Genomic DNA, 22,801 nt, shown 5'->3' with positions numbered 1-22,801 from the left:
CGGGGCGAGCGTTCGGGCGAGCCCGGCGATGGTGAAAGCGCGCTCCACGGGCCGGAGCGCTCCGAGAGCCGCGCGCCATGGCAGCCATCTGACGCCCCGGTCTTGTCGGCGGTGATAGAGCTCGGATGGGCGAATTACGCGCCGCGCTTCTGCCGGGCGTGCGTTCGCGGGGGGCGGCCGTCTACGCCTCGCGGCGCACGAAGAACCGCTCGATGGCGTCGAGCACCTGCAAGGCGCCGCGCACCTCGGCGACCGCCTCGCGCTCGGCGCGCGTCGTGGCGTTCATCTGAGCATCGAGCGCGGCGGCCCAGAGCTCGGCGCGGTTCCAGGGGACCACACCGGGGTAACGGTCGAAGATGCGCAGTTGCTCCACGAGGTAGGAGACGTCCTCGGCGGAGAGGAGGCGGCGCGCTTCGGCTCGGTCGTTCATCGGCGCCACCTCCTGAGCCGCAAGGCCAGCGCCTTCCGGGCGATGCGCAGCCGGCTCGCGGCCGTGGACGGGCTCATGCCGCGCTGCCGGGCGTGCTCGGTGAGCGGCTCGGGCGCATCGACGGCCAAGAGCGCCTCGCGTAGCCAGCCCGGGAGCTCGTCCAGCACCTGCAACATCTCGCGAGCCTCGATCTGCGCGTGCAGGTTCGGGCCGACGACCTCCGGGAGCAGACCGAGCGGCGACGGATGAAGAACAGCGCGACGCACGTACGCGCTGTGGATGTAGTGCGACGCGAGGCGCCACGCGATCCCGTGCAGCCACTTCCGGAGCGCGGCGCGCGGCTCGTCTCGCGGGTCGGGCCGGTAGAGCCCGCGCCGGATGGCGTTCCAGGCGTTGATGAGCACCTGCTGCTCCACGTCGGCGACGTCGCGCTTCGGGATGCCCGCGAGCGTCGCGAGCACGATGCCGCGCTCGGCGAGGATCGCCTGCATCGTCGGGCGCTTCCGGGGATGTCGCGCGGCAGGCGGGCGCTTGGCCCCCTTCCGCGGGCGCTTCACCTGCTCCTCCTACGCGTCTTGAGGGAAATTCGCGGGCCGGCGGGCTCTTCAGCGGCACGGGAAGCGGACGGGCGAGGAGCCCGTCCTGAAGGCGGATCGGTTCCTTGGCCCCTCGAAGGGCGTAAGTATACAACGGACATGTCGGACCTCGTTGCTTCGGGGTTCGGCCACGCCGCCCGGGGTGTTACCAGCACCCGCGGGCGGCACTTTGCTTGCCCGGCGAGCTTACGTGGTCAGCATGAGAATGGCAATCGATACCCATGCTCGACGATGAACGGATCGCACCGTCCGAGTTTCTGACAACGAGACGGTCGTCTCGTTGACAATCGCCGACGCGAGCGCGGCCTCGTTGGCGGCGCTCGTCACACATTCAGCGTGACGGCGCATCAGCGGCATCCAGTTCTCAATTCATCGCTTGTCGCCAGGCTCGCTCGCACACCTAAGCAAGATGGCAACCGGAGACACCCAATGACAGCGAATGACATCGTTCTACTGGACGCGCTCGTTGCAAAATCAAAGGATAGGCTTGGCACGACCCTTTCGGACGACGAGCTGTTTGAGCTGTTTTGCCTCGAGCAAGGGCTTAAGCGGTACGCTTTAACATACGAAGATCTTAGGACCGGATGGGTCGACGGCGGCCGCGACGGCGGCATCGACGGATTTTTTACGCTTGTCGACGACAATTTGGCCACGATCGATGAGATTCCCGATGCGCACAAACACCACCCAACGATCGAAATCGTCGTATGCACCGTAAAGCACAGATCTTCCTTTCAGCAGGCACCACTCGACCAACTACATGCGTCACTTGCTGAGTTACTCGATCTCAGCAAGGACGACTCGGCACTTGAATACCCATACAACGACTCTGTTCTTGAGGCGCGCGAAATATTTAGACAAGCACTCCTGGACAATGCTGGGAAGAGGTTTCAGTTCCGCGCTCAGATTCTGTATATGTGCCGGGGCGATGCAAGAGCCGTCGGCGACGACCTCCGTGCTCGGGCGACAACGTTAGAGAAGTTAATCCAGAGACAAATCAGAGAAACCATCAGTTGCAGCGTTACATTCGTTGGTGCGTCTGAGCTACTTGATCTCGCGCGGCGACAACCAGACTACTCAATCAAGCTCCCCTTTATTGAATCCGTTCTCTCACGCGGCAAAACAAACTATGCTATCCTTTGTCGCCTGTACGACTATTACAGGTTTGTTAGCGCGGAGGACGGTTCCCTCCGGCGCCATCTGTTCGAGTCGAATATTCGCGACTATCTTGGAGGAAAAACTGCCGTCAACAAAGACATTGCGGCAACGCTTAGCGGGCGCGGGACCGATGGAGACACCGTTGACTTTTGGTGGCTAAATAATGGCGTGACGTTCTTGGCATCTTATGCCAGTACAGTCGGCAAAGAAATGCACCTAGAGAACGTGCAGATCGTCAACGGCCTTCAGACCACAGAGACGATTTACAACTGGTTTTCTCAACTAAAGCAGCAAGACAATGGATCGAGCCTTAAGACTGATGACCGCGCGATCCTGGTGAAGATCATCGTAACCGAAGACCGCGCGGTCCTCGATCGCATCATAAAGGCGTCGAACTATCAGACGCCCGTCGATGCTGCGTTCCTGCGAGCCACAGACAAGATCCAAAGAGACATAGAGGCATACCTAGAGGGCAGAGACTGGTATTACGAGCGGCGCAATGGGTTCTGGCAGAACCACGGCAAATCGGCGGATCGAATCGTAAGCCCTCGCCAACTCGCGAAATATGTTCGTGCCATTGCTCTTTGCGATCCGTTAGGGTCGTTGTCCTCCAAGAGCAATATCTTTCGAAGTGACCAGGTCTACAACACGGTTTTTAATTCGAGCTGGAAGCTTGACGTATATCTTGCGTGCCTATTAATCGCCCGGAACATTGAGCGCCTAGGGAAGACTGGGCAGGTTCCTGCCGCAGAGTTCAATAGGGGCCATCTGCATCTAACCTTGCCCTTTGCCGCGTATTTGTATGTCGCGCTCGTTCTCGGTCGCCAAAAATGGGGGCCTGAGGAAGTCATTCAAGTCGCCAACTCGTTTGAGGACGGAGTTGCCGGCGAGGCGCTTGGCCGGGTAAGTGAGCAACTGCTTCGGTACATCGCTGGCAAGAATGCAGCAAATAAGGCGAAGAGAATCATCAAAAAGCGTCGCTTCTTCGAAGAGCTGATAGCTGCTGCTGGACTTAATGCGCCCCAACTTGATCCGACTCTCGCCGATGACCATGATGATACCGACGAATAGTTGCTACCGCAGTCGATTGGCTGCTTCGAAAATGCGCGCAACCGCTGCGCCCTCGGCTACCCGCCGCGCCGGCTACGCTCGGCGGCGAGGTCGATGACGCCGGCCGCGTCGGCCCCTGGCGCGCCGAGCAGGCGCCCGATGGTCCCGTGGGCGATGCGCGCCGCCTCCACGGCGCCCGCCGCGAGCGCCGCCGCCGCGAGCGCTACCCGCCGCGCCGGGTGCGCTCGGCGGCGAGGTCGATGACGCCGGCCGCGTCGGCCCCTGGCGCGCCGAGCAGGCGCCCGATCGTCTCGTGGGCGATGCGAGCCGCCTCGACGTCGCCCGCGGCCAGCGCCGCCCGCATGCCTTCCGCGAGTTGGCCGAGCAGCACCGTCCGCGGGTCCTCCGGTTTCGTCCGGGATTCGTCCGGCTGACGAGGTTTCGCGCACTTAGCTGCCGTCAACGGCATGCTTGCCTCTCCCGACTCATGCGGAAACCTACGCGATCCCTGCGGATTCCCACCCTCGGCAGGCGTTTCGATTCCCGGCGCCTCCACCAAGAAGACACGGCGAGAGCCGTGTCTTCTGCTTTTGTGGGATCTGCGTGTGACCTGATAAAGTTTGGCGGGGTCTGGGCGCTGTGAAGCAGGGCACCGGTAGCGGATAGCCATAGCCGAACGGGCGGAACGGAACGGGGTGGGATGGCCGACTGGGGGCCCGCGACCCGGATCCCGGGTCCGCCCTGCTGGAAACCGGGACCAGTGGAGCAGGACCGGATGTAGGTGGACCGGCGGCGACCCCGATCTCCCTACCCACCCGAGACGAGTCTGCCGAGCGGGCTCTTCTTGACACGGGACGGTATCTCCGCTGACCTCGCAGAGAGAGTTGGCCATGGGGTGGATCGAGCGGCAAAGCGGACCGGAGAGACGCTCTCTCGGCGCGGACCGCACCCGTCGGCGCGTGGGGTTGCGCCACCTGGTCTTCTGTCAACGAGATGCTCGTCTCGTTGTCGGGCATCGCGAACGTTCTGGACTCCAAGCATGACGACGCCGCCCGCACCCTCCACAGAACGGCCAAAGGGAAACCATCGCGCATGGCGCCCCTGGAGTGTCTCGACCGCGACGCCGCCCTCGCCCCACCAGGTAGTAGGATCCGAGGGGTCGCCGAGGCCCCCCTCGCCGGGTCTCCGCAGCGGCGGCCTATCTTCGGAGATGCGTGGATAGGTCGCGGAAGTCGCTGCCTATTCACGGGAACACGCATAGTTGCCGCGAAGCGTCGCAACCTATTCGCGGGAATACGGAGATTGGCCGCGGTGCCTCGCCGCCTACATGACATAGCCCGCCGCTAGGCCGTGCAACGCAACTGATTGCGATGTTGGGCGGTCCGGAACTGGAGCCACTAGGCGCAACTGTCACCTATTTGGGGCAGCGCGGAACGATCATGAACCGGCAGGACTATCTCGACTCTCTGGTGACACTCGCGGCTACGTTGGACGTTCAGGCTCAATCGGAGGATTTGCTGCGTCGCCGGCAAACCTACCTTGGGCAGCTCGTCGCTCTCGCGAAGGATCTCGCGGCCCAGCATGGTCCTGTGCCGGCGTCCCCCGCTAATACTGAGATCTTTGAGCGCGTCATCATGGCGAGCCCCAAAGATATACTGTGGCGCGTGGCGGGAGCCAGTGTGGAAAGACGGAAAGCGCTGCCTTCTGCCCGTCGCGCAATGCTTGGCGTTCTGGAAACGCGTCCGGACCTTCTTGGCCCGCTCGGTCAGGCGCATGTCGAGGTAGTGCACTCGGCGCTCGTCGCCCACTTTCTCGATCCACGAAAGAGCGGGGATGTTGGCACGGCCTGCCGAGCTGCATTCGGAACGTTTCTCATACATCCGACCAGTGAGGAAGAAGAGGGGGCCATTCCGGAGGCCCTTAACTTCGTCGGCGCAGAAGTGCGCACCGAGCGCCACCTCGGGAAGCACGGTAGAGTCGATATCAGTATCGAATCACCTCGTGCCGTAGTGCTCATTGAGGTCAAGGTCGACGCGGCGGAGGGGCTTCAACAGGTACCGGACTACGCCGCGGCTCTCGGCGAGCTCTGCGCACAAGGCGCTCGCGAGGGCATCCTCGTGTTCCTAACACAAGACCCGGAGCAACGGCCTAGCGTCAAACAAGCTGCGCGACACATCATCTTCCGCGATCTTCTCAGGCTATGGCTCCCGGTGGCGATTTCAGGACGAACGTCGGAGCACATGTATTTGTCAATGTACCTGAAAATTGTGGCGGTCCACTTGTATGGCCTGGCGGAGGCGGACACCTTCGATTACTGGTCACTCCGAACGCAAAGGAACGCACTACGGTTTCTTGAATCCGAGGTGGAGTCCACGTGAGCATCGAAGTTGTAAGTAAAGCATTCGCGTTTGTTCTCGAGAACGGCGAATTCACGGAGTCGATTTTGTTCGCAACAGAGGAGATTCCTGAACTGAAGCCGGAGGAGCGGGAGGCGATTGAGTTGATCACGCCACACATAAGAGACTCGTACGTGGACCTTTTGCTTGCGTGCCGTCAAGCATTTCTCAGTGCGGCCGGTGACGCCAAGAATAGGGCGACGCTCGAGAAAAACAAGAGCCGGCGAGACACCATCTGGGAGAGAACTTACACCGATGTACCTCTTCTCATTCGCAACGCATGGGAGGCTTGGATAACGTTCGCCCTGTGGAAGACCTCCGAAAACGGCAATCCGATAAAGCTTTTTGCGAATATTCGAACGCAGCGCCGTCACTTTCCTTTGCTGAGTGCGCTGGCCCAGGAGAGGAACCTCGACCTGCGCAACGCAGAGTGCTCTTGCCGCCTTGGAAGGATCCTCCCGAAGGAGGGCGACTCTTTTGCGAAGCTCGCCTCTCAACTCGCAGCCGAGTCATGGCCGATCGCTTCCGAACTCTACGACCGCATCATGGCCGCTCCGCCGAAGTGACGTGGCGCCGCCCAACGAGGCGCTGATGCTGACCGCGCCTGCGGCGCGGCAGCACAGCGCTAAGGCGTTAGGCCGATTACGCGCCGGAGTGCTGGACCTCCTTGCCTCTGCTGCAGCGACCAGCCGCCCGATGGTCTCGTGGGCGATGCGAGCCGCCTCGACGTCGCCCGCCGCGAGCGCCGCTCCGGCCGGCGCTACCCGCCGCGGCGAACGCGCTCGGCGGCGAGGTCAATGACGCCGGCAGCATCGGCTTCCACCGCGCCGAGCAGCCGCCCGATGGTCTCGTAGGCGATGCGAGCCGCCTCGACGTCGCCCGCCGCGAGCGCCGCCCTCATGCCTTCCGCGAGCTGGCCGAGCAGCACCGTCCGCGGGTCGGCCGGTTTCGTCCGCGATTCGTCTGCCTGACGCGGTTTCGCGCACTTAGAGCGCCTAACAAAAGCCCGTCGGGGTATAGTTGAGGCAGATTAGGCATACGGCGAGCAGGAGGAACGCTCGGTGAATGTCGGCACGGCGCTCATACCGCACGGTCAAGCGCCGGAAGCGCCGGAGCCAAGCGATCGTCCGTTCGACGACCCAGCGGTAACGGCCGAGTTTCTCCGACGACTCGATGCCCTTGCGAGCGATGCGGGGCACGATGTGGCGCAGATGACAAGCCAACCGCAGGGCCGGGTCGTCGTAGGCCTTATCGGCATGCAGTTTCTTGGGGCGGCGCCGCGGTCGGCCGCAAGGACGCGCGATCGGCGGCACCGCGTCCACCATAGGAGTGAACATCCTCGAGTCATGGACGTTCGCCGGCGTCATCTCGACGGCGAGCGGGATACCATTCTGATCGACCAGAAGGTGATATTTCGTGCCCGGCCGGCCGCGATCCGTGGGGTTCGGGCCAGTTTTTTCACCCCCCTTTTTGCCGGAACCAGCGAGGCATCCAGCGCAGCACGCTCCCAGTTGATCCTATCGGCTTCGCCGAGCTCATCGAGCAAGACCTCGTGGAGCCGATCCCAGACGCCAGCCTGCTGCCAGTCGCGCAACCTGCGCCAGCACGTCATGCCGCTGCAGCCGAGCTCTTGCGGGAGATACTCCCAAGAGATCCCGGTCTTGAGCACGAACAAGATACCGGTCAGCGCGATCCGATCAGGCGTACGCGGCCGGCCCCCCTGCGGCTTCGGCTCCGTTTTCGGCAATAGAGGTACGATTCGTTCCCAGAGTTCGTCCGGCACCAACAGCTTGCCCACGCTGTATTCTGCCGCACCATCGGCTTCCCTCAAGCAAGCGGGGTGCACGGGCTTTTGTTAGGTGCTCTTAGCTTCTCGGCTCGCCGGTTCCCTGCCGGCGTCTTGCCATGCCCATGCCGCTCGAATCAGCCAACCTCGTCATAAGGGTGCCGTCAGATACCAACTTAAAACTACGGAATGCACACATAGCCCACAGCGAATTGTACGTGCCGCATGCACGCGGCAGCAGAGTTCGACGTACGTGCACGTCACCTACCGGTCTCGTAGAGCGTCGGCAAAAACGGGAGCTGGCGCCGTGTAACCTCCGTGTGCCCCGACGTCAGGGCACGGGGCTGCCTCTGCGAGGCCGGCGTGGGCGAGGAGCTCCCGGGCGTCGCTGACAACGGCGACCCGGCGGTCCAGCTCTGCAGGTCGGTGCTCGCGAGGAGGTGCTCCCGCGCTGCCGAGTGCCGTGAAGATCTCCAGCCTGCGGGTCGTAAGTGGATCGCCAGGCGCTCTCGCGAGGACACACGTACTGAGCCAGGGTACGCTACACATCGGCACGCCCCTTCCGCTCTCCCACGGCCGCTTCATATAGGCGAGCGGGGGGCAGGTGATGCTCAAAGCCGCGTTCGTAACGTCTACGCTGTTGTTTGCCCTTCGACCTGGAGCACTCGCAGCAGAGGATCCGGAACCCGAACGTACACCACAAGGGCGATGCGACAATGCGGTAAACGATGGAGCGGACGTGTGGCAGCTCATGTGCGGCGCTTTGGTGGCACCTCCTCAGACCAAACAGCAATGCCATGCCGAGCACAACGAAGGTCGCGCAAAGGCTGTAGCTGCTTGCCGATTTGCCACTTGCGAAAACGCCTGCAGAACGCTCGACGAACGATGGGATCTGTATTGCTCGGAGAGAATTCTACGTAAGCACCGAAAAGTGTGCGACAGAGCACGCACGTTCGGCAACGGCAGATGTCTCGCCGTATGCAGAGGACGGACGCTTGACGATGCCGAGGACGGTGGCACCATCGGCGCATGCAGCTTCCCATCGCAGAGCGAGAGCTCACGCTGAAGCGGCCGGACGGTACCGAAGAAGCGATCCGTGTTCTGCTGTGGAAGCCGGAGTTCAGGCATGAGCGCGGCTGGGAAGTTGATTTCGAAATCCAAGGACCAGGAAGTGAGGTCACGCGCTCCCACGGTTCAGGGCTCGACGCCTTTCAAGCGCTATATGGCGCGCTACATATGATACCGATGCTGATGGACAGCCTTGGTGAATTGGGTCAAGTGAGCGCCCAGGGGGACGACTGGCATTGGTTCCCGGCGATCCCGCACCTGACGAAGCCGACGCCGGGCAAGCCCCGCTCCGAGTAGCGGGTACGCGAGGGCCCTCGACACAACACCGACCCCGGGTCGTGATGTCGAGCATGGGCCGGCGAGCTCGGCTCGAGCCAGTCATTCGCGACAGGTATGCCCTGAACGGATCTTGCGTTGACACCTACCTCCTCGTTACGAGTATCGGCCTGGGCTCGTTCGCCGCTGTGTGACCTCCGTGTGCCCCGCGAGCATGGATCCGGACACTGCTCTCGACGGCTTCGGGCGCGGGGCGCCTCGCCCGATCCAGCGCTCAAGGAGCGCTCGACTTCACGCTCGCCCCCCGGCGTCCGTTCGCCTCGATCGGCGCGGCGCGGAAGGCGCGGCGGTACGCCTGCGGGCTCGTGGTCACGAGCCGCTGGAAGTGCTCGCGAAACGCGGTCGGCGAGCCGAACCCGACCCTCGCCGCGATCGACTCCACCGAGTGCCCCGTCGTTTCGAGCAGCTGCTGCGCGCGGCGCACGCGGGCCCGGAGCAGCCATTGGAGCGGCGTGGTGCCGGTCTGCTCGCGGAAGCGGCGGTTCAGCGTGCGCACGCTGAGGGCCGCGCGCCGCGCGATGTCCTCGAGCGTGAGCGGCTTGTCGAGGACCTCCTCGATCCACCGCAGCAGCGGCTCGAGCGACGACCCGTCCGGCGCGGGCGGCTCGTGGAGGATGAACTGCGACTGCCCCCCGTCGCGCTCGAGCGGCATCACCGAGAGCCGCGCCGTGTCCGCGGCCACGGCCGAGCCGTAGTCGAGCCGCACCATGTGGAGGCAGAGGTCGAGCGCCGCCGCGGCGCCCGCCGACGTCAGAAACTGCCCCTCATCCACGTAGAGCACCTTCGGGTCGACGCGAATGGCCGGGTGGCGGCGCGCGAGCTCGTCCGTCGCGAGCCAGTGCGTCGTGGCGCGGCGCCCGTCGAGCAGCCCGGTCGCGGCGAGGAGGAACGCCCCGGTGCACATGGAGGCGACGCGGGCGCCCGAGGCCGCCGCGGCGCGGACCGCGTGCAAGAGCGCCTCCGGGACCGGGACGCTCGCGTCGGCGACGCCCGGAAGGATGATGGTGTCCGCTCGCGTCAGCTCGTCGAGGCCGCAGCGCCCCCGGAGGTCGAACGCTCCGGCGCTCACCTCGCGCGTCACCCCGCAAACACGGACTTGATACCCGGCCCGACCCCCGGGCAGCCGGACACACCCGACACCTCGCAGGGCGTCGACAGGTCGAAGGGGACGACCCCGTCCATCGCGACCACAGCCACGACGTGCATGGAGGTCGAGGCGCTGAAGATCGACCCCCGCATCTGTCGCCCCGTCGCCGAGGACGGCTACGGCTGCCTCTCCGAGCGCCCGCAGCCGATAGAGGGTGCGTGCACGTTCGTGGCGGCCGACGCGAAGTACGTGGCGACGAGCGGCGAGGAGCACAACATATCGCTCGGTGGCCGCATCGAGCGCGGCGAACAGCTCAGCTACAAGATCACGGTCGACCGCTTCGCCTTCCGCTGAACGAGCGGTCCTCGGTCAGGGAGCGTGACGTCGGAGCGCGCGCACGTGCACCGGGATGCGCTCGAGGGCGCACCGAGCAGCCTCGGCCGCCGCTGGATCAACCGGGGAGTGCGGTGGTCAGGTCCAGCTCGACCAGCTGACCGGGGAAACCGAGCGAAGCGACCCCGAGCAGGGTGCTGGCCGCTTCGAAGGCCGGGCCGAGCGCTGAGTCGTTCAGTCGCTGCCACACCGCACCCAGCACCTGGTCATCGTCGCTGACCACGTGAATCACCGAGCGCACCACGTCGGCAGGCTGCGCCCCGGCCGCGTTCAGGACGGTCAGCGCGTTCGCTGCCACCTGGTCGGCCTGCGCGAGGTAGTCGCCCGCGCCGACCACATTGCCGTCGAGGTCGAGTGGGCACTGGCCGGCGAGGAAGGCCAGCCGGCCGGCCTCGACGATCGTGACGTGGTGATAACCGGGAGTTTGGTGGACGTCGGGCGGGTTGATCTTCACCAAGCGCATTGAGGGGAAGGAAAAGCAAACCAATTCGAGGGTGTCAAGGGCCGTGCGCGCTATTGGCTGTGAAGGCGCACGAGGAGCTCAGGGTAACCGATCACGCAGGTTCCACGTCGAGCCCCAGATCGCCGAGCGGCATACGCGGCCGCGGAGAGGAGGAGAAGGACGCCGAGGACGGCGGCAGCGCGTCTCGGAGGTGGTGCATTTCGCGCGATCTACGACGCTGACCCGAGCCCGAGCGTCTGCTGGATCATCGCTTCGATGGCCTCGAATGGCTGCGCGCCTCGACCGTGGCGTGCAGGAAGATCGCCGCGTTGTTGACCAGCGCGTCGAGCGGGCCTGCCGCCAGCGCCTGGGTGACACCGCGCTCGACAGCCACGTCGTCGGTGACATCGATCACGACCGGCGTCACGCCGAGCTCCCTCAACTCGCCGACGGTTCTTCCGCGCAAGTCACGCACGCCGGCGAACACCTCGTCGCCACGAGATGTCGGCGCTCCTCGAGGTCCTCGACGTCGTGAACGAGCGCCTGATCGAGCACGGGGAGGATCCCATTGCATTCGAGAGCGACTGCCGCGAAGGGATCTGTGGCTCGTGTGGCCTGATGATCGACGGCGTGGCCCACGGCCCCTGGAGCGGCGCGGCGGTGTGCCAGCTCCACATGCGAGCGTACCGCGACGGCGACGTGATCTATGTCGAGCCGTGGCGGGCCAGGCCCTTCCCCGTCATCAAGGACCTCGTGGTGAATCGCAGCGCGCTCGATCGCATCATCGCCGCCGGAGGCTTCATCACGGCGCCCACCGGCAGCGCGCCCGAGGCAAGCACCATCCTCGTTCCCAAGACCTGGGCCGAGCGCGCGATGGACGCCGCCGCGTGCATCGCGTGCGGCGCCTGCGTGGCCGCGTGCCCGAACGGATCGGTGTCGCTCTTCACCGCCGCGAAGATCACGCACCTCGGCATGCTCCCGCAGGGGCAGCCGGAGCGTGGCCGCCGCACCCTCACGATGGTGGCGCAGATGGATCGAGAAGGGTTCGGAGGCTGCACCTTCCACGGCGAGTGCCAGGAGGCATGCCCGAAGGTCATCAGCATCGACGACATCGTCCGCATGAACGGCGACTATCTCCACGCGCTCCGGGCCGCCCGGCGGGAGGCGGGCGAGCGTGGCAACGGGCCGGGCTGACCTCGCCCGTGTCGCCTTGCGTGGAGCCTTGCGGTTCGGGCCATGGAGCGCAAGCCAAATGCAGGAGGAAGCACCGAGCCATGGCCGAAGCCGCCGGGCACAAGACAGTGCTCATCACGGGAGCAGCGAAGCGCCTCGGACGGGCGACGGCGCTCGCATTCGCCGCGGAGGGCGTGAGCGTCGTCGTCCACTACAATCGTTCCGCGGGGGAGGCGGAGGATCTCTGCCACGACTTGCTCCGGCCTGGGGTCAGGGCATGGCCGATCCGTGCCGACCTGAGCGACCCTGGTGAGGCTGGCGGGTTGATCGAGAGAGCGCTCCAGATCGCTGGAACGCTGGACGTTCTCGTGAACAATGCCTCGATCTTCCCCCACGAACGCTTTTCCGAGCTCACGCTCGAAGGCTTCCTCACCAGCCTTCGGGTCAACGCGTGGGCCCCGCTCGTCCTGTGTCGTGAGTTCGCGCGCCGCGTCGGTAGCGGTAGGGGCAATGTCGTGAACCTCCTCGACACCAGGATCGATGGCTACGATCCTTCGCACGTAGGCTACCTCCTCAGCAAGCACGTGCTCGCGGTGCTGACCCGCATGGCCGCGGTCGAGCTAGCTCCAGGGGTCACGGTGAACGGCGTGGCGCCGGGCGCGATGCTGCCCCCTCCGGGCGAGACGGCGGCCTACATCGATCGTCTCGCCGAGCACCTCCCGCTGAAGCGGCATGGCCGCCCGGAGGACGTCGCGGAAGCGGTCGTGGCGCTCGCGAAGAGCAGCTTCATCACCGGGGAGATCGTTCACGTCGATGGTGGGCAGCACCTCGTCTCGGAGCGATCATGGACCGGATCCTGATCAAGGACCTCCTCGCTCGCTGCGTCCTCGGAGTCACCCCCGAGGAGCGGCGCGAGAAGCAGGAGATCGTCATCAACCTGGCGCTCTGGACCGACATCCGGGTGCCGGCCCGAACCGACCGGCTCGAAGACGCGATGGATTATCGCTCACTGAAGAAGAAGATCCTGAAAATGACCGAGGAATCCGAGTATCATCTGATCGAGGCGCTGGCCGAGGCGATCGCGCAGCTCTGCTTGACGACGCCGTCCGTACACAAGGTCGAGGTGACCGTGGAGAAGCCCACGGAGCTCCGCTTCACGCGGGGCGTCGCCGTCGAGATCTCGCGCGAGCGGGCCGGGCAGCCATGACACGAGCGTACGTCGGCGTGGGCTCCAACATCGATCCGGAGGACAACGTGCGTGAGGCCCTCCGGCGGCTGGACCAAGAGGGCCGCATCGTCGCGGTTTCCACGTTCTACCGGACGGCCGCGCTCGGAGTCCGCCCGCAGCCGGACTACTACAACGGCGTCGTCGAGATCGAGGTCGACATCGACGCCGCGTCGTTGAAACATTCGATCCTCCGGCGGATCGAGGATGCGCTGGGGAGAAGGCGCACCGCCGACGCATACGCGCCTCGGACCATCGACCTCGATCTATTGGTCTACGGAGACTCGCCGCTGTTCGTCGACGGGCGCCCCGTCCCCGATCCCGATGCGCTGGCCAGACCGTTCGTCGCGGTCCCGCTCGCCGAGCTCGCCCCGGGGCTGACGCTGCCCGGCTCAGAGCGCCGGATCACCGACGTCGCTGCGCGGACAGCCGGGTACCCCATGGTGCCACTGCCTGGCTATACGAGGCAGTTGATCGAGGTGCCTCGGAGCAGGAGGCCTGAGCCGACGACGGAGGAGGCGCGGCAATGAACCGCGAGAAGGTGCAGAGGCTCGTCCGGGAGATCATCAGCGAGCTCGGGGAGGACGCGGATCGCGAGGGCTTGCGGAGGACGCCCGAGCGGGTGGCGCGAGCGTTCGAGTTCTTCGCGTCGGGGTACGGGGTCGATGTCGAGTCCCTGGTGAAGGACGCCAAGTTCTCGCTCGAGGCCAACCATATGATCCTCGTGCGGAACATCGAAATCTACAGCCTCTGCGAGCATCACCTGCTGCCATTCTTCGGCCGATGCCACATTGGGTATGTGCCCGACAAGACCGTGTGCGGCGTCAGCAAGCTGGCCCGCATCGCGGACGCCTACGCGAGGCGCCTGCAGATCCAGGAGCGCATGACCGATCAGGTCGCCGGATCGATCATGGAGCTCATCAAGCCGAAGGGCGTTGGGGTCGTCATCGAAGCGCGCCACCTCTGCATGATGATGCGCGGCGTCGAGAAGCAGAACTCCGTGATGGTGACCTCCGCGGTGCTCGGGAGCTTCCGCGAGTCCCACGCGACGAGGACCGAGTTCCTCTCCCTGATCGACCGGGCCCCTCCGTGATCCGCCCACGTCGCGGAGGCCCGAGGCTTGCAGTGGACTTGCAGTGGAGTGGAGGAGCGAGAGCGCATGACCGACACGACACGGCGAACGATGAGCGGCAGGGCGCGCGTCCGTGCTCCGGCCGTGCGCACCACGGCCGAGGCCGCGACGCGGGCGCGAAGCCGAGCTCCCGCGTCGCGGCGTTCCGCCCCCACCTCATCGAGGGGCCGGGCTCAGGCTGCCAAGAAGATGCGTGCTCGAGGAAGGGTGCCGCCCGCGAGGCAGACTGGCTCGCGTGCGCGCTCGCGGTGAGACCAGCAGATCAATCGGTGTCGCGACGAACAGCCCAGCTCACGTGGCTCCAGGGGGACACATATGGAGATGCAACCGATCCGTGAAGCCGGCAGGCGCGTAGCTGCCGCGATCGAGCGCCAGGACCGGCTCGATGCCGTCGGTCGGGCGGTGGAACGTGCGGTGACAGGGGGGTTCAGGATGCTCGGCCCGATGAGCCGACCTCTGCAAAACCTGCTACACGGCACCTGGCTCGGACATCCGCTCCACCCCGTCCTCACGGACGTCCCCATCGGCGCTTGGACCACGGCCGTGGTACTGGACCTCATCGACGTGTCCACGCGGAGGCGGCGCGGCTACGGCCGAGCGGCCGACAGCGCGATCGCGCTCGGGATCATCGGGGCCCTCGGCGCAGCGGCGTCGGGCCTGACCGACTGGCGACACACGGGCGCGCGCGGCAAGCGCCTCGGCCTCGTGCACGGCGCGCTCAACACCGCTGCGCTCGCGCTCTTCGGTTCTTCGCTTCTCCTCCGCGGTCGCGGGCGCCGCGCTGCGGGTCGCGTCCTGTCCACGATCGGCGGCGCCGTCGTGCTTGCGTCTGCTTACCTCGGCGGCGATCTCGTTTATCGCGAGCGCATCGGCGTCAACCACGCGGATGACAGCCGAAGACCGCGCGGCTTCGTGCCGGTCCTTCCGGCGGCCGAGCTCGCCGAGGGTAAGCCGAGGCGGGTCGAGGCCGAAGGGATCCCTATCGTGCTGGTCCGCACTGCCGACCGCATCTACGCGCTCGGCGAGGTCTGCGCTCACCTCGGCGGCCCGCTGAGCGAAGGCTCACTCGCCGACGGCGGAATCGTCTGCCCCTGGCACGGCTCCCGGTTCAGGCTCGAGGACGGCTGTGTCATCGACGGGCCGGCCACGACCCCCCAACCGTGCTTCGATGCGGTGGTTCGCAATGGGATGATCGAAGTGCGCTACCGCCCCGAGGAGGAGCGGCACCAACGCCGCGAGCCGCTGGCCGAGCTCCGGCGGGGAGCCTCCCAGCCGGCACTGGGCGGCGGGGGGCGCACGGCTTGAGCCGCGCACGCCGCGTCAGAGTTCCTCCGAGAGTTGCGCGCTCGATCGCGGGTCGGCCTCCCGCGCGATCCTCTCGATGGCATCGGCACGGCCGGGTTCGCCCGGCTCCGGGATGGGGTCCCGGTCGAAGTCTTCTTCGGGAAGGTCGGGAGTGTCTGCCGCCGCGGAGAGGAAAGGGCCGCCGATCGTATCCATGACATCGCCTCCGTTCAGGTGTGCATTATCGCGCACGTGACCCAAGTGGGAAGCCCTCGCCGCCTGGCACGCGCCGCCGGGCACGCGAGCGCGGCTGGGGGGCCGGCCCGTTGGAACGCGCCGCCGATGGTGAACATCGAAGCGTCACGAGGGAACAAATATGACGGCGTCGAGCGAGCGTCCCGTTCGTCATCGAGGGTGGGCGCGGCGCGCCGCGCCGGTGCTGGTCATTGCATGTGGCGCGGCCTGCGCCGCGACCTGTAAGGCTCCAGCCGAGCGCGCGCGAGCAGACGTGGACGTTGGAGGGACGCCGCGCGGGCTCGGCAGACTCGATCCCAGCGGCTCGATCGCCGCAGCTATCGCTGACGGGCGTGCCGAGGTTGCCGGAACGGTTGGGGGGCCCGGCGTCCTTTCGGCGCAGAGCGGCTCCGGAGAGCAGGCCAGCGCTCCACCCTTTGCGCACCAGCGCGAGGGAGGAGGCGCGCGTGGAGCGCTCCCTGGGGGACTGGGCCCGATGGCGTGGAGCGATGAGCGCTGGCGCCAGAGGTGCCGGGGCGTCCGGACCTCTTACAACCCGAGCTCCGACCTTTCGGATACCGAGCTGACGATCGCGCCTGGCGATCCTCGATGGCTCGATTTCGTATATTGGTCGGTGAACAACAAGATCAACGAGCACCAGGGCGAGGCGTACGGCGGCACGGGGTGGACAGGCCCGAAGGGGGGGGTGCTCCTGCACTTCGCTCCCGGCTCCCGGTGGGAGCGGCATGTCCTCATGAGCTTCGGCATGTACATTGGCCACATCGTCGGGTCGCATCGATGGACAGACACGATGTTCCCGGATTTCTTCGAGAGATATGGCGGCGTGTTCGGAGTCAACGTCAAGGATCGACTGGCCGAGATCGCTCCGAGATCAATCGATCCCTGGGTCGAGTTTCTGGGCTACTGCGCGCGGAGCCCGTACGCGCGGTACTTGTTTCACCACACGGCCATCGTCGACCCGCTCATGCACCGAATCCTGCTCGCCGCGGGTCAGGGCGTGGCGTTCAGCTATACGTACGAACGGTATCGATACGAGGTGGGGGCGGTCCTGACCGATTGCAAGGCCGTGGACTTCTTCGAGATGTACGACCTGTTCGGCCCCGGCTTTGCCGCACGCGGAAACTGGGCGCTACAGAGCAAGCATCAAGACGTGTTCTCACATGTTGGCTACGCTGGCGCGTATGGTTTTCAGCCTGGCACGGCGGTGCCGCCATCCCCTCGCTCACCGCCGCCGGCAGCGGCTCCGGACGTACCGCTGGATCTGCCGGACGCGCAGGCCGCGACGCGCGGAAAGACCGTGTACCTTCATGAATGTGCCGTCTGTCACGGGGATGCCGGCGACGGGGCTGGCCCCGAAGCCTCCAGCTTCGACGTGAAGCCTCGTGATTTTCGCCAGGGGAATTACAAGTTTCGCACGACCGAATTTCATGAATTGCCCACGCTCGACGACGTCGAGCGCGTGATCCGAAACGGCGTGCCCGGCACCGCGATGCCGGCGTGGGCGCCGTTCCTGAGCGAGCAACAGGTGCACGAGGTAGCCCTCTACCTGATCGTGTTCTCCCCGCGCTTCGTCGAGGCGTATCGTTCTCACGCGGCACCTCGAAAGCTCGAGATCCCAGCGCCGCCATCGGATCTGGCCACCTTGACGGATCGTGGACACAAGATCGCGCGGGTCTTGCTGTGTCTCCAGTGTCACGGGGTTGAAGGTCGAGGTGACGGGGAAACCGCCCCCGCGCTCACCGACGACTGGGGCCACCCAGATCCGCCGGCGGACTTCACGTACAAATGGTCGTTCAAGAACGGCTTCGCGCCCGCCGATATCTATCGCACGATCTTTGGCGGACTGAACGGTACCCCGATGGGATCCTATTCTTACGCGGTCCCAGACATGGCGGATCGGTGGGCTCTGGTGGCATACGTGCTCTCCTTCTCACCACAAACTCGTCCAGTGCTCCATTTGAAGGAGTTCGCCAGAGAGCGCAGCCGCCGCATTGGTCGAGGTGGCCATGTACGTCCGGAGGGGGCGCTGCCATAGCTCGCCGGCCGCTGGATCCGGACGTCTCGTCGCTCCATCGTGCAGCATGAGGTTCTGCCTCTCGGAGCGCCTCCAGCCGGACTGAACCATGAGGATCTCCGTCCCGGTGCACCCGCCCTTCCGCCTCGCGCTCACCGTCGCCGCGCTCCAGAGGCGCCCCGAGAACCCGGTCGACGTGTGGTCCGCGGACCATCGCTACCTGCGCGCGTTCCTGGGCCCGCGCGGTCCGGTCTCCTGGGCCGTGGCCGAGGAGGCCGGCGGGAAGCGGCTCCGGGTCGATCTGTCCGGGGACGTCCCCGATCCGAGGACGTGGCGTGGCCTGGTCACCCGGTTGCTCGGGGCCGACATCGCTACCGCACTGGGCTCCTGCCTCGGGTACGGACGTCAAAGCGCTCGTCAGGCCAGGGATGCAGCACACGGGCGGGTGGGATCCACCGCTGCGCTAGGGCTGCCATCCGCACCCAGTCCGTCCGGTCACGTTGCCCTCGACGTCGCAGGGCGCGGTGCCATGTACGGATGACCTGGGTGCGGAAGGACGATAGCGCATGGATGTTCGTCGGCACGGCATGGTACGCGAAGTACCCGCGCACGACATGGCCGAGCCAACGCCCTTGCTCGGGGATGGGCTGATGCCGGCGGAGCTGCAATTCGGCCTTCACCTCGTGCAGTTTCGCCTGCGTCCGCTTCTTCACCGTATGCCGTTCCAGCAGAAACTTTCCCGCCCTGGTCTTCGAGCAGATGAGCATGAGGCCAAGGAAGGAGAATGTCTCCGCTGCTCCTTTCAAGTGTCGCTCTCGCCGTCTCGCGTTCGCAAACTTGCCGAACGCGATCAGCCGCGTCTTGTCGGGATGAAGAGTCAACGCGAAGCGCTGCAACCGGCCGCGCATCGCGTCGAGAAACTTCACGGCATCCGGCTTGTGCTGGAATCCAACCAGGAGATCGTCGGCGTAGCGCACCACAATCACCTCGCCGCGCGCGTGCCGCTTTCTCCACTGCTGGACCCACAGGTCGAAGACGTAGTGCAAGTAGATGTTCGCCAGAAGGGGCGACACCGTCGCCCCCTGGGGGGACCCCTGCTCGCTTGCGGTCCAGCGACCTTCCTCCATCACCCCTGCGCTCAGTCACTTCTGGATGAGGCGCAGAATCCTCCGATCCGCAATGCGATGCTCGACAAACTTGACCATCCATCCGTGATCGATGGTGTTGAAGAAATCACGGATGTCGGCATCGAGCACCCAGTTCACCTTCTTGCGCAGGATCCCGACGGCAAGCGCATCCAACTGCGCGCGCTCCTTCTCGGTGCTCGACGCCGGGTCTGTCGCCTCGAACGCCGCCTTGTAGGCCGCGTGCGCCTCGGTCCACCGACCTGCATCGCGGGCTCTCTGTGCACGGCGAACATGGTCCTTCACCGTCGAGCTGCCGCTCAGCTCCAGCGTCGAATAGATGTCCTCCGCGCTGGCTGGGCTCGTGCAGGCAGCGGCGGCGCCAAGCATCAAGCAGAACAGCAACGAGGGCGCAACATCACGCATGCGGGGACCGTACTTACGCGAAGCGCGCGGCGTCAACCGCGACGAATTCGCAGGGAATGAACGTTTTGCCAGGCAAAGATCGACCCGGCGACGCAAAGCTGCCGTCGACCCTCCGAGCAGTGGAGCCGCCCAGGTACGCACATCACAAAGCGCACAGTATCCTACCAAAGTTGACCCACCCTGCTCTTTCTTGAACCCTTCCGGCCAGCTCAGGGGTGCTACCAGCTGTGGGCAAGCCAGCACGAACTCCCCCCCACTTCGAGCGCTTCCGCCGCCTCATCAGGCGGGTCGGTGTCACCGCGCGACACGCCGAGGACCTCGCGCAGGAAGCGCTCCTGCGGGACTGGGCTGGGGCTCAAGCTGGACACCGTGAGGAGCCAGCACCGCAGGGCACGCGAGCAGCTGGAGGAGGCGAAGCGGCGCTGGATGGCGCAGCAAGAATTCCGTGGCTGGGACAAGGAGCCCTGCGTTCCGGTGGCGTTCGGCCTGCTCCGTCGCTCGTGGTGGACGACCGCCCTGCGCCTGCAGAAGGTCGGGGCAAAGGTCTTCGCGCAGGCGGCGTTCGTCGTGCTGACGGGCGCCGTCGTCGCGACAGCTCCACGCTCGTCAGGCTCGGCCAGTGCGACCCCGTGGTTACGGCCAGCAGCGGTCCACGCCGGTGCGGCTACGCCCGCGCAGCAGCACACCGCACCGCCCCTCGACCAGCCAGACGCACGCCGTGCGGTCGCCACGGCCTCGCCCCCAGTGCAGGGCGGCATCCCGGCCCCCGGCGAGAATGCACCGGCCGCAATGAACGGCAAGCCTGCTTCACCGGCCGCAACAGCTGCACGTTCCTCACCGCCCGTCCGCGCCGTAGGCACGGTCGCGAGCGAGCGCGAGAAGGACCTGATCCTCCAGGCGCGCAAGGCCATCGAAGCCTACAACGCCAGGGCTGACGTCGAGGCGCGACGCCTGCTCGACATGCACGCCATGGAGTTCCCTCGGGGTCAGCTGGCCCGTGAGCGCGAGGCGCTGCTGCTGCAACTTCGATGAATCGGCGGCGGCCCTAGCGACAGATAGCCGGCTGTGGAGCCGGCGTCCTTGAGCGACCTCAGGCCGAGATCCGCCCTGCGTCGGGCCAGGAGAATGAGCACGTCGATGACACGCAAGGAAGCGGTGGCGGAGCATAGGCGCACATCACGTCGAGTCGACCGTGGGCGATACCGCTGAGGAGATCGCGGCAGAGCTTGGTGCCCATCCAGGCACGACGAACAAGCGGCTGCACCGCGGGCGAAAGCAGTTACGGGAGCTCCTCCGCTGAACGAGGTGCGGACGTAGCTCGCCGTCGCCGCGCGCGTTCGACTTGGTCGAGCAAGGCCTGCTCGCTGGATCGACACGCTGGTTTTCGGCGTCCGCCGCATCTTCGCCGCGGGCGTCGAGCTGCCGGAGCGCACCGCGCTCAACTTCGTCGGGGCGGTGGTCACCGAGAGAGCGGCGGCAGCGGCTCGGGTGGAAGGGCGCCTGACCGGGAGGGCGCGGGGCGCCTCGCCCGATCCAGCGCTCAAGAAGCGCTCGACTTCACGCTCGCCCCCCGGCGTCCGTTCGCCTTGATCGGCGCGGCGCGGAAGGCGCGGCGGTACGCCTGCGGGCTCGTGGTCACGAGCCGCTGGAAGTGCTCGCGAAACGCGGTCGGCGAGCCGAACCCGACCCTCGCCGCGATCGACTCCACCGAGTGCTCCGTCGTTTCGAGCAGCTGCTGCGCGCGGCGCACGCGGGCCCGGAGCAGCCATTGGAGCGGCGTGGTGCCGGTCTGCTCGCGGAAGCGGCGGTTCAGCGTGCGCACGCTGAGGGCCGCGCGCCGCGCGATGTCCTCGAGCGTGAGCGGCTTGTCGAGGACCTCCTCGATCCACCGCAGCAGCGGCTCGAGCGACGACCCGTCCGGCGCGGGCGGCTCGTGGAGGATGAACTGCGACTGCCCCCCGTCGCGCTCGAGCGGCATCACCGAGAGCCGCGCCGTGTCCGCGGCCACGGCCGAGCCGTAGTCGAGCCGCACCATGTGGAGGCAGAGGTCGAGCGCCGCCGCGGCGCCCGCCGACGTCAGAAACTGCCCCTCATCCACGTAGAGCACCTTCGGGTCGACACGAATGGACGGGTGGCGGCGCGCGAGCTCGTCCGTCGCGAGCCAGTGGGTCGTGGCGCGGCGCCCGTCGAGCAGCCCGGTCGCGGCGAGGATGAACGCCCCGGTGCACATGGAGGCGACGCGGGCGCCCGAGGCCGCCGCGGCGCGGACCGCGTGCAAGAGCGCCTCCGGGACCGGAACGCTCGCGTCGGCGACGCCCGGAAGGATGATGGTGTCCGCTCGCGTCAGCTCGTCGAGGCCGCAGCGCACCCGGAGGTCGAACGCTCGGGCGCTCACCTCGCGCGTCACCCCGCAAACACGGACTTGATACCCGGCCCGACCCCCGGGCAGCCGGACACACCCGAACACCTCGCAGGGCGTCGACAGGTCGAACGGGACGACCCCGTCCATCGCGACCACAGCCACGACGTGCATGGCTGAAAGATGCTTGATGTTCCACTTCATGCCAACGGTTTTATGATCCGGCGCGGGCTCGGGACGTTGGGCTGGCCAGAAGGCGTCGAAGATTGGCACGAACGCCCCTCGCGGGACCGTCCCGGCTGTGCCATATCCCGGCTGTGCCATATGCCGCGCGATGACGGCGTGATGCCACTGGCATCTCTAGGGTTCACCTGGATGGATGCGAGCATCGCCCCGGGGCGAGGAGATAGGTATGCGGATCTTCGTTGTCGGAGCCAACGGGCGCCTGGGGCAGCGGGTCGTCGCGGAGGCGCTACGACGCGGCCACGAGGTCACCGCGTTCGTGCGAGATCCAGGGGCGATCGTCGGGCGACCCGGGCTGTCCGTTCGAATCGGCGCGGTCGCCGACGAGCCAGCGCGGGTTCGCGAGGCCATCGCCGGGCACGGCGCGGTGCTCTCGGCGCTGGGTAACCCGCTGTGGCTCAAGGGCAAGCGCGGCCCGGCGATCGTCGCGGCCGCGGCCGGCAACCTGGTCGCCGCCATGCGCGAGCAGGGCATATCGCGGATCGTCATGCCGCTGGCCTGGGGCACCGGCCAGAGCAATGCGCACGCATCGCCCCTCGTCCGCGCGGCCATTCGCATCTTGATCCGCCGCGACTACCGCGACTTCGACGCTGCCGAGGAGATCCTCGCGCGCTCGGGTCTGGCGTGGACGGTGGCGTATTTCGGCCGGCTGACCGACGCGGCGCCCTCCTCGGGCTGGAGCGTCTCCGCGGAGCTCCGCGCTCCCGGCCAGCTCGCGATCGCTCGCGACGACGTCGCCCAGTTTCTGGTCTCCGCCGCGGAAGACGACGCCTTCGCTGGCCGCCGGGTGGTCCTCAACGGCGCCTCTCGACGAGGGACCTGAG

Annotated in this window: 26 protein-coding genes and 1 pseudogene; 15 read left to right on the top strand and 12 right to left on the bottom strand. The window is 66.3% G+C overall.

The genetic code is table 11. The annotated features are described in order from the left end of the window. Nucleotides 1-181: 181 nt before the first annotated feature. Together ACSRUE_RS17020 and ACSRUE_RS17015 are read right to left on the bottom strand one after the other, a co-directional pair. Entirely contained in the window at nucleotides 182-430 is a 249-nt protein-coding gene (locus tag ACSRUE_RS17020; RefSeq protein ID WP_441291913.1) for a hypothetical protein, read from the bottom strand. Then, nucleotides 427-987 (bottom strand): RNA polymerase sigma factor, encoded by a 561-nt coding sequence (locus tag ACSRUE_RS17015; protein WP_441291912.1) that lies wholly within the window; start codon nucleotides 985-987, stop codon nucleotides 427-429. The genes ACSRUE_RS17020 and ACSRUE_RS17015 overlap by 4 nt, the downstream gene beginning before the upstream one ends. 468 nt (nucleotides 988-1,455) lie before the next feature. On the opposite strand from ACSRUE_RS17015, the gene ACSRUE_RS17010 reads away from it, so the two are divergent. Further along, nucleotides 1,456-3,255 carry an AIPR family protein gene (locus ACSRUE_RS17010; RefSeq protein WP_441291911.1) on the top strand — a complete coding sequence of 600 codons (1,800 nt, stop codon included), beginning with the start codon at nucleotides 1,456-1,458 and terminating at the stop codon, nucleotides 3,253-3,255. Nucleotides 3,256-3,457: 202 nt separating this feature from the next. On the opposite strand, the gene ACSRUE_RS17005 is transcribed toward ACSRUE_RS17010, so the two are convergent. Then, nucleotides 3,458-3,625 carry a hypothetical protein gene (locus ACSRUE_RS17005; RefSeq protein WP_441291910.1) on the bottom strand — a complete coding sequence of 56 codons (168 nt, stop codon included), beginning with the start codon at nucleotides 3,623-3,625 and terminating at the stop codon, nucleotides 3,458-3,460. A 1,048-nt stretch (nucleotides 3,626-4,673) separates the two neighbouring features. Here ACSRUE_RS17005 and ACSRUE_RS17000 point away from each other — a divergent pair. Both ACSRUE_RS17000 and ACSRUE_RS16995 read left to right on the top strand, forming a co-directional pair. Continuing rightward, a complete protein-coding gene (locus ACSRUE_RS17000; RefSeq protein WP_441291909.1) occupies nucleotides 4,674-5,612 on the top strand; it encodes a PD-(D/E)XK nuclease family protein in 939 nt (312 codons plus the stop codon). Then, nucleotides 5,609-6,196 carry a hypothetical protein gene (locus tag ACSRUE_RS16995; protein WP_441291908.1) on the top strand — a complete coding sequence of 196 codons (588 nt, stop codon included), beginning with the start codon at nucleotides 5,609-5,611 and terminating at the stop codon, nucleotides 6,194-6,196. The genes ACSRUE_RS17000 and ACSRUE_RS16995 overlap by 4 nt, the downstream gene beginning before the upstream one ends. Nucleotides 6,197-6,390: 194 nt before the next feature. On the opposite strand, the gene ACSRUE_RS16990 is transcribed toward ACSRUE_RS16995, so the two are convergent. Further along, on the bottom strand, nucleotides 6,391-6,558 hold the full coding sequence (locus ACSRUE_RS16990) for a hypothetical protein (protein ID WP_441291907.1): 168 nt from the start codon (nucleotides 6,556-6,558) through the stop codon (nucleotides 6,391-6,393). Between the two features lie 67 nt (nucleotides 6,559-6,625). After that, nucleotides 6,626-7,428, bottom strand: a protein-coding gene (locus ACSRUE_RS16985; protein ID WP_441291906.1) for an IS5 family transposase whose coding sequence is annotated in 2 segments (ribosomal slippage) — nucleotides 6,626-7,104 and nucleotides 7,104-7,428 — 804 coding nt in all. Because the reading frame shifts where the segments join, the coding sequence is not laid out codon by codon here. Between the two features lie 1,017 nt (nucleotides 7,429-8,445). Between ACSRUE_RS16985 and ACSRUE_RS16980 the strand changes: the two genes are divergently transcribed. After that, entirely contained in the window at nucleotides 8,446-8,781 is a 336-nt protein-coding gene (locus ACSRUE_RS16980) for a DUF6968 family protein (RefSeq protein ID WP_441291905.1), read from the top strand. A 253-nt stretch (nucleotides 8,782-9,034) separates the two neighbouring features. On the opposite strand, the pseudogene ACSRUE_RS16975 reads toward ACSRUE_RS16980, so the two are convergent. Beyond that, nucleotides 9,035-10,026 (bottom strand): annotated as a pseudogene (locus tag ACSRUE_RS16975) (GlxA family transcriptional regulator). Between ACSRUE_RS16975 and ACSRUE_RS16970 the strand changes: the two are divergent. Further along, nucleotides 10,025-10,261: a hypothetical protein gene (locus ACSRUE_RS16970; RefSeq protein WP_441291904.1), complete on the top strand. Its 237-nt coding sequence runs from the start codon at nucleotides 10,025-10,027 to the stop codon at nucleotides 10,259-10,261. The pseudogene ACSRUE_RS16975 and the gene ACSRUE_RS16970 overlap by 2 nt on opposite strands. Nucleotides 10,262-10,358: 97 nt before the next feature. Here the strand turns inward: ACSRUE_RS16970 and ACSRUE_RS16965 are convergent, their stop codons facing one another. Both ACSRUE_RS16965 and ACSRUE_RS16960 read right to left on the bottom strand, forming a co-directional pair. Then, nucleotides 10,359-10,763 (bottom strand): RidA family protein, encoded by a 405-nt coding sequence (locus ACSRUE_RS16965; RefSeq protein WP_441291903.1) that lies wholly within the window; start codon nucleotides 10,761-10,763, stop codon nucleotides 10,359-10,361. 244 nt (nucleotides 10,764-11,007) lie between these two features. After that, nucleotides 11,008-11,229, bottom strand: coding sequence for a hypothetical protein (locus ACSRUE_RS16960; RefSeq protein WP_441291902.1), 222 nt, complete (start codon nucleotides 11,227-11,229; stop codon nucleotides 11,008-11,010). 14 nt (nucleotides 11,230-11,243) lie between these two features. Between ACSRUE_RS16960 and ACSRUE_RS16955 the strand changes: the two genes are divergently transcribed. The 6 genes from ACSRUE_RS16955 (at nucleotide 11,244) to ACSRUE_RS16930 (ending at nucleotide 15,577) form a co-directional block, all read left to right on the top strand. Then, a complete protein-coding gene (locus ACSRUE_RS16955; protein ID WP_441291901.1) occupies nucleotides 11,244-11,936 on the top strand; it encodes a succinate dehydrogenase/fumarate reductase iron-sulfur subunit in 693 nt (230 codons plus the stop codon). A gap of 80 nt (nucleotides 11,937-12,016) precedes the next feature. Continuing rightward, nucleotides 12,017-12,775 carry an SDR family oxidoreductase gene (locus tag ACSRUE_RS16950; RefSeq protein WP_441291900.1) on the top strand — a complete coding sequence of 253 codons (759 nt, stop codon included), beginning with the start codon at nucleotides 12,017-12,019 and terminating at the stop codon, nucleotides 12,773-12,775. After that, nucleotides 12,760-13,122: a dihydroneopterin aldolase gene (locus ACSRUE_RS16945; RefSeq protein WP_441291899.1), complete on the top strand. Its 363-nt coding sequence runs from the start codon at nucleotides 12,760-12,762 to the stop codon at nucleotides 13,120-13,122. The genes ACSRUE_RS16950 and ACSRUE_RS16945 overlap by 16 nt, the downstream gene beginning before the upstream one ends. Before the next feature lie 17 nt (nucleotides 13,123-13,139). Beyond that, nucleotides 13,140-13,670: a 2-amino-4-hydroxy-6-hydroxymethyldihydropteridine diphosphokinase gene (gene folK, locus ACSRUE_RS16940; protein WP_441291898.1), complete on the top strand. Its 531-nt coding sequence runs from the start codon at nucleotides 13,140-13,142 to the stop codon at nucleotides 13,668-13,670. 11 nt (nucleotides 13,671-13,681) lie between these two features. Next, a complete protein-coding gene (gene folE / locus ACSRUE_RS16935; RefSeq protein ID WP_441293097.1) occupies nucleotides 13,682-14,233 on the top strand; it encodes a GTP cyclohydrolase I FolE in 552 nt (183 codons plus the stop codon). A 483-nt stretch (nucleotides 14,234-14,716) separates the two neighbouring features. Next, nucleotides 14,717-15,577 (top strand): DUF2231 domain-containing protein, encoded by an 861-nt coding sequence (locus tag ACSRUE_RS16930; RefSeq protein WP_441291897.1) that lies wholly within the window; start codon nucleotides 14,717-14,719, stop codon nucleotides 15,575-15,577. Nucleotides 15,578-15,592: 15 nt separating this feature from the next. On the opposite strand, the gene ACSRUE_RS16925 is transcribed toward ACSRUE_RS16930, so the two are convergent. Then, nucleotides 15,593-15,772, bottom strand: a complete 180-nt coding sequence (locus tag ACSRUE_RS16925) for a hypothetical protein (RefSeq protein WP_441291896.1) — start codon at nucleotides 15,770-15,772, stop codon at nucleotides 15,593-15,595. Nucleotides 15,773-16,424: 652 nt separating this feature from the next. Between ACSRUE_RS16925 and ACSRUE_RS16920 the strand changes: the two genes are divergently transcribed. Beyond that, nucleotides 16,425-17,846, top strand: coding sequence for a c-type cytochrome (locus tag ACSRUE_RS16920; RefSeq protein ID WP_441291895.1), 1,422 nt, complete (start codon nucleotides 16,425-16,427; stop codon nucleotides 17,844-17,846). 350 nt (nucleotides 17,847-18,196) lie between these two features. Here ACSRUE_RS16920 and ACSRUE_RS16915 read toward each other — a convergent pair whose 3' ends face one another. Then, complete coding sequence (locus tag ACSRUE_RS16915) at nucleotides 18,197-18,898, bottom strand: reverse transcriptase domain-containing protein (RefSeq protein ID WP_441291894.1); 702 nt, start codon at nucleotides 18,896-18,898, stop codon at nucleotides 18,197-18,199. A 69-nt stretch (nucleotides 18,899-18,967) separates the two neighbouring features. Continuing rightward, entirely contained in the window at nucleotides 18,968-19,375 is a 408-nt protein-coding gene (locus ACSRUE_RS16910) for a hypothetical protein (protein WP_441291893.1), read from the bottom strand. A gap of 369 nt (nucleotides 19,376-19,744) precedes the next feature. Here ACSRUE_RS16910 and ACSRUE_RS16905 point away from each other — a divergent pair, with 369 nt between their 5' ends. Together ACSRUE_RS16905 and ACSRUE_RS16900 are read left to right on the top strand one after the other, a co-directional pair. Beyond that, nucleotides 19,745-20,407 (top strand): hypothetical protein, encoded by a 663-nt coding sequence (locus ACSRUE_RS16905; RefSeq protein WP_441291892.1) that lies wholly within the window; start codon nucleotides 19,745-19,747, stop codon nucleotides 20,405-20,407. A gap of 160 nt (nucleotides 20,408-20,567) precedes the next feature. Next, on the top strand, nucleotides 20,568-20,675 hold the full coding sequence (locus tag ACSRUE_RS16900) for a sigma factor-like helix-turn-helix DNA-binding protein (RefSeq protein ID WP_441291891.1): 108 nt from the start codon (nucleotides 20,568-20,570) through the stop codon (nucleotides 20,673-20,675). Between the two features lie 240 nt (nucleotides 20,676-20,915). Here ACSRUE_RS16900 and ACSRUE_RS16895 read toward each other — a convergent pair whose 3' ends face one another. Continuing rightward, complete coding sequence (locus ACSRUE_RS16895; RefSeq protein WP_441291890.1) at nucleotides 20,916-21,908, bottom strand: GlxA family transcriptional regulator; 993 nt, start codon at nucleotides 21,906-21,908, stop codon at nucleotides 20,916-20,918. A 238-nt stretch (nucleotides 21,909-22,146) separates the two neighbouring features. Here ACSRUE_RS16895 and ACSRUE_RS16890 point away from each other — a divergent pair, with 238 nt between their 5' ends. Further along, the gene (locus ACSRUE_RS16890; RefSeq protein WP_441291889.1) at nucleotides 22,147-22,800 is read left to right on the top strand and encodes an NAD(P)-dependent oxidoreductase; all 654 of its coding nucleotides are present in this window, start codon (nucleotides 22,147-22,149) and stop codon (nucleotides 22,798-22,800) included. Nucleotide 22,801: the final 1 nt, after the last annotated feature.

This window comes from Sorangium sp. KYC3313 (genome assembly GCF_052075895.1).
GTDB classification, from domain to species: domain Bacteria; phylum Myxococcota_A; class Polyangia; order Polyangiales; family Polyangiaceae; genus Sorangium; species Sorangium cellulosum_B.
This window is presented reverse-complemented; position numbering and strand designations above follow the sequence as displayed.